An 8680-nucleotide genomic window follows, 5' to 3' on the forward strand; every position below is an offset into this window, starting at 1 on the left:
GGTTTGGGTGGGCTTTTCTTTGCCCACCCCCACCCCACACCTCGCGCCCCCCCCCACCACCACCTTCCCGGCCACATCGGCGCATCCCCGCCCCGCCACGCCGCCGCACCACCGCCCGCCCACTTGCCACACCTCCAGGGGGATATTAGGTTAGCCTCACCTAACCAACAGGAGGTCCGTTCATGAGCATCACCGCCGGTGACGCCGAGGTGCCCGAGCCCACCACCGCCGAGCGGGTCCGCAGCCTGCTCAGCGCGACCTCCTCGCTCACCGTCCGCGCCCTCGGCGAGCACCACGACCTGGACACCCCGGTCTCCGTCCACGGCTCCCGGCTGCGCCTGCGCGCCCCGCTGGACGCCCCGCTCGTCGCGGCCCTCGCCGGCGCCACCGCCACCGACGGCCTGGCCGTCGTGCTCGACGTCACCGACGTCTCCCCCGTGGCGGTCCGCGACCGCATCCGCGGCCGGCTCACCCTGGCCGGCCGGCTGCACCTGGCCCACCTCGCCGACGACGGCCTCAGCGTCCACCTGCGGGTCGACGTCGCCCACGCCGTCCTCGCCACCCCGTACGGCACCGGCGCGCTCACCGCCGCCGACCTCTCCCTCGCCGCCCCCGACCCGCTGGCCCGTCACGAGGCCGCCCTGCTCACCCACCTGGCCGACGACCACGCCGACGCCCTCGACCTGCTCACCCGGCTGCTCGACCCGGCACTGCTCACCCACGGCCCGGCCGTCCGCCCGCTCGCCCTGGACCGCCACGGCCTGGTACTGCGCCTGGACCACTCGCACGGCCACCGCGACGTCCGCCTGGTCTTCCCCGAACCCGCCCGCGACACCGAGGACTTCGGCCACCGGATGCACGACCTGATGGCCGCCGCCGAACACGGCCTCCCGGCCCGCCGCCCCTGACCGCCGCCGCAGTCTGCGCAGTCAGCGCGAATACGAGACGTACCCGTGGACCACGACGACCGAGCGGAGAACGGCAGCGGCCGGCCCGGCCGTACGAGAGGTTGTCCCGTACGGCCGGGCCGGCCTTGGGCGTGTCCCGCGCCCAGGTCCACCGGTGCGGCGATCACCCGGTCGAGCGGTCACCCGACATGACCATCCCGGGCGTCGATTCGCCCCGCACCAGCGGTGGTTCACACGTTCCTGCGGAAGGCCCCGGAGGGTCAGAGCGCGACGCCGTGCGCCCGCAGGTAGGCGACCGGGTCGATGTCCGAGCCGTACTCGGAACCGGTACGGATCTCGAAGTGCAGGTGCGGGCCGGTCACGTTGCCGGTCGCACCGGAGAGGCCGAGCTGCTGGCCGGCGGTGACGGTCTGACCGACGCTCACGCCGATCGAGGACAGGTGCGCGTACTGGGCGTACTTGCCGTCGGCGAGCTTGATCTCGACCTCGTTGCCGTAGGCGCCGTCGCTGCCGGCCTTCACCACGACACCGTTGGCGACGGCGCGCAGCGGGGTGCCGGTGGAGGCGACGAAGTCCTGGCCGGTGTGGTGGCCGGAGGCCCACATCGAGCCGGCCACGCCGTAGGCCTCGCCCAGCACGGGGTTGGCGAGCGGGGCGACGTAGCCGGAGGTGGCGGCGACCGGGGCCGCGGTCACGGCCTGGGCCGGGGCGGCGGTCTGAACCTGGGTCTGCACCTGGGCGCCGGGCTTGGCGGCCTCGGTCCGGACCTGCACCTGGGAGTCCGCGGCAGCGGAGGTGTCCTGGGTGACCGGCGCGGCGGACTTCGCCGGAGCGGCCGGCTTGGCCGGGGCGGCGGGCTTCGCCGGAGCGGCGGCGTGACCGGCGAGGGCCAGCTGCTGACCGGGGAAGATCAGGTTCGGGTCGGCGCCGACCACCGAGCGGTTCTGCTCGTACAGCGCGTGCCAGCCGCCCTCGACGTTCTTGGCGTCGGCGATCTTCGACAGGGTGTCACCGCTGACGACGCGGTAGCTCTGCTGGGCGGCCGGGGCGGCAGCCGGAGCGGCGGCCCCGGAAGCGGCCGGGGCGGTGGTGGCCGCCGGGGCGGTGTGCGCCTGGGCGCTCATCGCGGTCACGAGCGGCAGGACGAACGAGGCCCCGGTGACGGCGGTGGCGATGCCGATGCGGGCGGCACGGGGCAGGGCGATACGACGAGCCTGTGCAGGCATGGAATTTTCCTCTCCGACGCCTGCGAGGTGAGCTGTCGGGTTCGGGCTGGAGTTGCCCGGCCGCATGTGCGGCTTCACCCCAAGCCGGCCCTGGTGGTCCGCGCCCGAAAAGGCGCGAACTCCGGTCCGGCGACTTACCTGTGGGTCCCCCGCTCCTGCCGTACAGAGTTCGGTGCGAGCCACCGGGCAGCGGCAGGACTCGGCGTTCCACCCGGTGGATCCGTCCGGACTGGCCGGGCGGTCGCTGAACTAAAACTCATCCGTTCGGGTGAAGCAATGTCGATCTCTTGAATCGGCAACAACCCCCGCGGCCCCGTCACCCTCCGAATGATCCCTTGCACGCTCCGTGCACGATCCATTCACCCGGCGCCACTGATCCACCACCCTGCGCCGCCGGGACCACCCCCGTGCGACCGTCCGTTCACGCACCGCCACCGACCGACACACCACCCGGTGACCCTTGTCACGTACGCCCCGGCGGGCGCAGGATTCGGCCCGTGGCCACCTCTCAAGCCGGCACTCTGCGCCTGGGCACCGCGCAGGGCCGCTGGGTACTCCTCGCGACAGTGCTCGGCTCCAGCATGGCGATGCTCGACGGCACCGTCGTCAACGTCGCCCTGCCCCGGATCGGCGCCGACCTCGGCGCCTCCCTCGCCTCCCTGCAATGGACCCTGAACGCCTATCTGCTCACCCTGGCCGGCCTGATCCTGCTCGGCGGCGCCCTCGGCGACCGCTACGGACGGCGCCGGGTCTTCCTGATCGGCGTGGTCTGGTTCGCCGTCGCCTCCGCGGCCTGCGCCGCGGCCCCGACCATCCACGTGCTGATCGCCGCCCGCGCCGTCCAGGGCATCGGCGGTGCGCTGCTCACCCCGGGCTCGCTGGCCATGCTCCAGGCGGTCTTCCACCCGGACGACCGCTCGGCGGCGGTCGGCCTCTGGTCCGGCCTGGGCGGGGTGTCGGCGGCCGTCGGCCCCTTCCTCGGCGGCTGGCTGGTGGACGGCCCGGGCTGGCGCTGGATCTTCCTGCTGAACCTGCCGCTGGCCGCCGCCGTGATCGCGGTGACCTCCCGTTACGTCCCGGAGAGCCGGGACGAGTCCGCCGCCGGCCGCTTCGACGTGCCCGGCGCCCTGCTCGCCGCCCTCGCGCTCGGCGCCGTCACCTACGCGCTCACCGCCGCCGGGGAGGGACTGTCCCCCGCCGTCTGGGTCACCGGTGCGATCGGCCTGCTGCTGGCCGCCGCCTTCGTGGCCGTCGAGCGGCGCACGCCCGACCCGATGCTGCCGCTCGGCCTGTTCTCCTCCCGGCTCTTCACCGCCGTGAACCTGGTCACCCTCTGCGTCTACGCGGCGTTCAGCGGGGTCTTCTTCCTGCTGGTGGTGCAGCTGCAGATCGTCTCGGGCTTCTCCCCGCTGGTCTCCGGCTTCGCCCTGGTGCCGATCACGGTGCTGATGCTGACCCTGTCCGCGCGCGCCGGACGGCTCGGCAAGCGGATCGGCCCGCGCGTCCCGCTCACCGTCGGCCCGCTGCTGTGCGCCGCCGGGGTGCTGCTGATGCTGCGCACCGGCCCCGGCTCCTCCTACTGGGCGGACGTGCTGCCCGCGGTCGCGGTGATGGGCTCCGGGATGACGCTGCTGGTCGCCCCGCTGACCGCCACCGTGCTGGCCGCCGTCGAGGTGCGGCACGCGGGCATCGCCAGCGGCGTCAACAACGCCGCCGCCCGCGCGGCGGGCCTGCTCGCGGTCGCCGCCCTGCCGGCCCTGGCCGGACTGAGCGGCGACGCCTACCGGGTGCCCTCCGCGGTGGACTCCGCCTTCCACACCGCGATGCTGATCTGCGCGGGGCTGCTGGCCGCCGGCGGGCTGATCGCCTTCGCCACCGTCCGGGGCAATGTGCTGGCGCCGGAGGAGGAGCACCCGGTGGCCGAGCCGAACTGCGACTGGCCCTGCGCCACCACCACCCCGCCGCTCGACCCGGGCCGCCCCCGGACGCGCGAGGGCCCCGCCACCGGAACGGCGGCAGGGCCCTCGTCAGAGAACTGACTCCTCGTCAGAGGATGTCGCCGGGGGCGTACTTGGCCGCCTCCGGGTAGGCCGCCGCGACGGCCTCCACCTGTCGGACGACCTCGGCGACCTGCGCCCCGGCCGCACCGGTGAAGGACAGCCGGTCGGCGAGCAGCGCGTCCAGCCCGGCCCGGTCCAGCGGGATCCGCTCGTCGGCGGCGAGGCGGTCCAGCAGCTCGTTCTCCCGGGCGCCGGCGCGCATCGCCAGCGCCGAGGCGACGGCGTGCTCCTTGATGACCTCGTGGCCGGTCTCCCGGCCGACGCCCGCGCGCACCGCGCCCATCAGCACCTTGGTGGTGGCCAGGAACGGCAGGTAGCGGTCCAGCTCGGCCTCGATCACGGCCGGGAAGGCGCCGAACTCGTCCAGGACGGTGAGGAAGGTCTCCAGCAGGCCGTCGAAGGCGAAGAAGGCGTCCGGCAGCGCGACCCGGCGCACCACGGAGCAGGAGACGTCGCCCTCGTTCCACTGGTCGCCGGCCAGCTCGCCGGTCATCGACGCGTAACCGCGCAGGATGACCGCCAGGCCGTTGACGCGCTCGCAGGAGCGGGTGTTCATCTTGTGCGGCATCGCGGAGGAGCCGACCTGGCCCTCCTTGAAGCCCTCCGTGACCAGCTCGTGGCCGGCCATCAGGCGGATGGTCTTGGCCAGGCTGGACGGCGCGGCGGCCAGCTGGACGAGGGCGGTGAGCACCTCGAAGTCCAGCGAGCGCGGGTAGACCTGGCCGACGCTGGTCAGCACGTGGTCGAAGCCGAGGTGGCCGGCGACCCGGCGCTCCAGCTCGGCCAGCTTCTCGGTGTCGCCGCCGAGCAGGTCCAGCATGTCCTGGGCGGTGCCGACCGGGCCCTTGATCCCGCGCAGCGGGTAGCGGGCGATCAGCTCCTCCAGACGGCGGAAGGCGACCAGCAGCTCGTCGGTGATCGACGCGAAGCGCTTGCCCAGGGTGGTGGCCTGCGCGGCCACGTTGTGCGAACGGCCGGCCATGACCAGCTCGGAGTGCTGGGCGGACAGCTTGGCCAGGCGCACCAGGACGGCGACCGTACGGTCCCGGACGTGCTCCAGGGACTGGCGGATCTGCAGCTGCTCGACGTTCTCGGTCAGGTCCCGGGACGTCATGCCCTTGTGGATCTGCTCGTGGCCGGCGAGCTCGCTGAACTCCTCGATCCGGGCCTTCACGTCGTGGCGGGTGACCCGCTCACGGGCGGCGATCGAGCCGAGGTCGACCTGGTCGACCACCCGCTCGTAGTCGGCGACGGCATTCGCGGGCACCTCGACACCGAGGTCCTGCTGGGCCTTCAGGACGGCGAGCCACAGGTGGCGCTCGAGGACCACCTTGTGCTCGGGGGACCACAGCTGGGCCAGGGTCGCCGAGGCGTACCGGGAGGCCAGGACATTGGGGATCTGGGGCTTCGCGCTCACGCTTCGCAAGCCTAACAGCCGAGGTCACGCCGAACGTCGGCGGATGGCGCGAGGCCGCACCGACCCGGCCGGCGGGCCCGGCCGGCGGGGCCGCCCCCGCGGCTCCGGCCGCCCCGGCCGCCTCGCGTCCGGGTGCGCCGACTCCGGGCCCGCGCCCGGCCGCGCGTCCCGCCGCTCCGGCGGCCCCGGCCGCGCCCGCGGCCGAGTTCTCCTCGCCGGCTCCGGCCGGTGCCGACGCCCCGCGTCCGGCCACCCAGGCCCCGCGGCCGAGCGGCCAGGGCCAGGCCTCCGGCGGTGCCCGTCCGGGCCCGCGTCCGGCCGGCCCGCGTCCGGGCAACAACCCGTTCACCTCGGGCAGCGCGACCGGCATGGCGCGCCCCGGCGACCGCCGTCCGGGCGCGCCGGGTGCCCGTCCGGGTGCTCCGGGTGCGCAGGGCGGCGACCGTCCGCGTCCCGGTGGCGACCGTCCGCGTCCGGCCGGTGCTCCCGGTGCCGACCGTGGCGCCCCGCGTCCCGGTGGCGACCGTCCGCGTCCGGCCGGTGCTCCCGGTGCCGACCGTGGCGCCCCGCGTCCCGGTGGCGACCGTCCGCGTCCCGCCGGTGCCCCGGGTGCCGGTGCGCCGCGTCCCGGTGGCGCTCCGCGCCCCGACGGCATGCCGCGTCCGGCCGGTCCGCGCCCCGGCGCCCCGTCCCCGTCCGGCATGCCGCGTCCGAACCCGGGCATGATGCCGCAGCGTCCGGCTCCGGGCCCGCGTCCGGGCCCCGGCGGCCGTGGCCCCGGTGGCCCCGGCGGCCGTCCGGGTGGTCCGGGTGGCGCCGGTGGCGCCCGTCCGGGCTTCCAGGGTCGTCCGGCCGGTCCGGGCTCGCGTCCGGCCGGTGGCGGCGGCTTCGGCGGTCCGCGTCCGGGTGGCGGCGCCCCTGGTGGCGGCGGCGGCTTCGGCCCCCGTCCCGGCGGCTTCGGCGGTCGTCCCGGTGGCCCGGGTGCCCGTGGTGGCACGCAGGGTGCCTTCGGTCGTGGCCCGGGCGGTCGCCCGGCTCGCGGTCGCAAGTCGAAGCGGGCGAAGCGCCAGGAGTACGAGGCCATGCAGGCCCCGTCCGTCGGCGGTGTGATGCTGCCTCGCGGCAACGGCCAGACCGTTCGCCTGTCGAGCGGCGCCTCGCTGATGGACTTCGCGGAGAAGATCAACGCCAACCCGGCCGCGCTCGTCTCCGTCATGTTCAACCTCGGTGAGATGGTCACCGCGACCCAGTCGGTCTCCGACGCGACCCTCGAGCTGCTGGCCGGCGAGATGGGCTTCCAGCTGGAGATCGTCAGCCGGGACGACGAGGACCGCGAGCTGCTGGAGTCGTTCGACATCGACTTCGGTGCGAACGAGGGCGACGAGGACCAGCTGGCCCCGCGCCCGCCGGTCGTCACCGTCATGGGTCACGTCGACCACGGTAAGACCCGACTGCTGGACGCGATCCGCAAGTCCAACGTGGTGGCCGGCGAGGCCGGTGGCATCACCCAGCACATCGGTGCCTACCAGGTGGCGACGATCGTGAACGGCGAAGAGCGCCCGATCACCTTCCTCGACACCCCGGGTCACGAGGCGTTCTCCGCCATGCGTGCCCGTGGTGCCAAGTCCACCGACATCGCGATCCTGGTGGTCGCGGCCAACGACGGTGTCATGCCGCAGACGGTCGAGGCGCTCAACCACGCCAAGGCCGCCGGTGTGCCGATCGTGGTCGCGGTCAACAAGATCGACGTCGAGGGCGCCGACCCGACCAAGGTCCGCGGCCAGCTGACCGAGTTCGGTCTGGTGGCGGAGGAGTACGGCGGCGACACCATGTTCGTCGACATCTCCGCGCGCCAGGGTCTGAACATCGACCAGCTGCTGGAGGCCGTGGTCCTGACCGCGGACGCCTCGCTCGACCTGCGGGCCAACCCGGAGCAGGACGCGCAGGGTATTGCGATCGAAGCCCACCTGGACAAGGGCCGCGGCGCCATGGCGACCGTCCTGGTCCAGCGCGGTACCCTCCGCGTCGGTGACTCGATCGTCGTGGGCGACGCCTACGGCCGCGTCCGCGCCATGCTGGACGAGAACGGCAACAACCTCGCCGAGGCCGGCCCGTCCCGCCCGGTGCTGCTGCTCGGTCTGACCTCGGTGCCCCGCGCCGGCGACAGCTTCATCGTCGTCGACGAGGACCGCACCGCCCGCCAGATCGCCGAGAAGCGCTCGGCCCGCGACCGCAACGCCGCCTTCGCGCAGCGTCGGGTCCGGGTGTCCCTGGAGGACCTGGACAAGGCCATCGCCGCCGGCTCCATCGAGCAGCTCAACCTCATCATCAAGGGTGACGTCTCCGGTTCGGTCGAGGCCCTCGAGGACGCCCTCGTCAAGCTGGACGTGGGCGAGGAGGTCGAGCTCCGGGTGCTGCACCGCGGCGTCGGTGCGATCACCGAGTCCGACGTCGACCTGGCGATGGGCTCGGACGCCATCATCATCGGCTTCAACGTGCGCGCCGAAGGCCGTGCGCGCACCGCGGCCGACAAGGAAGGCGTGGACGTCCGGTACTACTCGGTCATCTACCAGGCGATCGAGGAGATCGAGAACGCCCTCAAGGGCAAGCTCAAGCCGGAGTACGAGGAGGTGCGCCTCGGCGCCGCGGAGATCCGCGAGGTCTTCCGCTCCTCCAAGTTCGGCAACATCGCCGGTGTCCTGGTCCGCGACGGCATCATCCGCCGCAACACCAAGGCCCGCCTGCTGCGCGACGGCAAGGTCGTGGCGGAGAGCCTCACCATCGAGGGTCTGCGCCGCTTCAAGGACGACGCGACCGAGGTCCGCGAGGGCTTCGAGGCCGGTGTCACCCTGGGGTCGTTCAACGACATCAAGGTCGACGACATCATCGAGACCTACGAGATGCGCGAGAAGCCGCGCGGCTAGTCGGTGTCAACCGGGGTCGGTCGACGGGTGGTATTTCCCTGGACCCGCCCCCGTCTCGCAGTGTTTGGTGTGTCTCGTTTAAACAACACCGAGCCCACCAAACCAGAAGAAATCTCGTAATCCCTCAACAGAATGAAAAAAAAGT

4 protein-coding genes, 1 pseudogene and 1 riboswitch are annotated in these 8680 nt (G+C 73.5%); of the genes and pseudogenes, 3 read left to right on the forward strand and 2 right to left on the reverse strand.

Going from position 1 to position 8680, the window contains the following annotated elements:
- The first annotated feature begins 182 nt into the window (after positions 1-182).
- Complete coding sequence (locus ACFWXO_RS26880; RefSeq protein ID WP_380526636.1) at positions 183-908, forward strand: DUF2470 domain-containing protein; 726 nt, start codon at positions 183-185, stop codon at positions 906-908.
- Positions 909-1168: 260 nt separating this feature from the next.
- Here the strand turns inward: ACFWXO_RS26880 and ACFWXO_RS26885 are convergent, their stop codons facing one another.
- Entirely contained in the window at positions 1169-2134 is a 966-nt protein-coding gene (locus ACFWXO_RS26885; RefSeq protein WP_380526637.1) for a peptidoglycan DD-metalloendopeptidase family protein, read from the reverse strand.
- 2 nt (positions 2135-2136) lie between these two features.
- Positions 2137-2319: riboswitch (cyclic di-AMP (ydaO/yuaA leader) on the reverse strand.
- Between the two features lie 312 nt (positions 2320-2631).
- On the opposite strand from ACFWXO_RS26885, the gene ACFWXO_RS26890 reads away from it, so the two are divergent.
- Positions 2632-4173 (forward strand): MFS transporter, encoded by a 1542-nt coding sequence (locus ACFWXO_RS26890; protein WP_380526638.1) that lies wholly within the window; start codon positions 2632-2634, stop codon positions 4171-4173.
- A 7-nt stretch (positions 4174-4180) separates the two neighbouring features.
- Here the strand turns inward: ACFWXO_RS26890 and purB are convergent, their stop codons facing one another.
- Positions 4181-5611 carry an adenylosuccinate lyase gene (purB, locus tag ACFWXO_RS26895; protein ID WP_380526639.1) on the reverse strand — a complete coding sequence of 477 codons (1431 nt, stop codon included), beginning with the start codon at positions 5609-5611 and terminating at the stop codon, positions 4181-4183.
- On the opposite strand from purB, the pseudogene infB reads away from it, so the two are divergent.
- Positions 5494-8535 (forward strand): annotated as a pseudogene (infB, locus tag ACFWXO_RS26900) (translation initiation factor IF-2); the annotation flags it as partial. The gene purB and the pseudogene infB sit on opposite strands and share 118 nt — an antisense overlap.
- Positions 8536-8680 lie beyond the last annotated feature (145 nt).

Origin of the sequence: Kitasatospora sp. NPDC059088 (genome assembly GCF_042738155.1) — a bacterium.
Classification (GTDB): domain Bacteria; phylum Actinomycetota; class Actinomycetes; order Streptomycetales; family Streptomycetaceae; genus Kitasatospora.

Bases quoted from the DNA above. Each gene is read 5' to 3' on its own strand.
- ACFWXO_RS26880 (WP_380526636.1), top strand. From the start codon at position 183: ATGAGCATCACCGCCGGTGACGCCGAGGTGCCCGAGCCCACCACCGCC.
- ACFWXO_RS26885 (WP_380526637.1), bottom strand. From the start codon at position 2,134: ATGCCTGCACAGGCTCGTCGTATCGCCCTGCCCCGTGCCGCCCGCATC.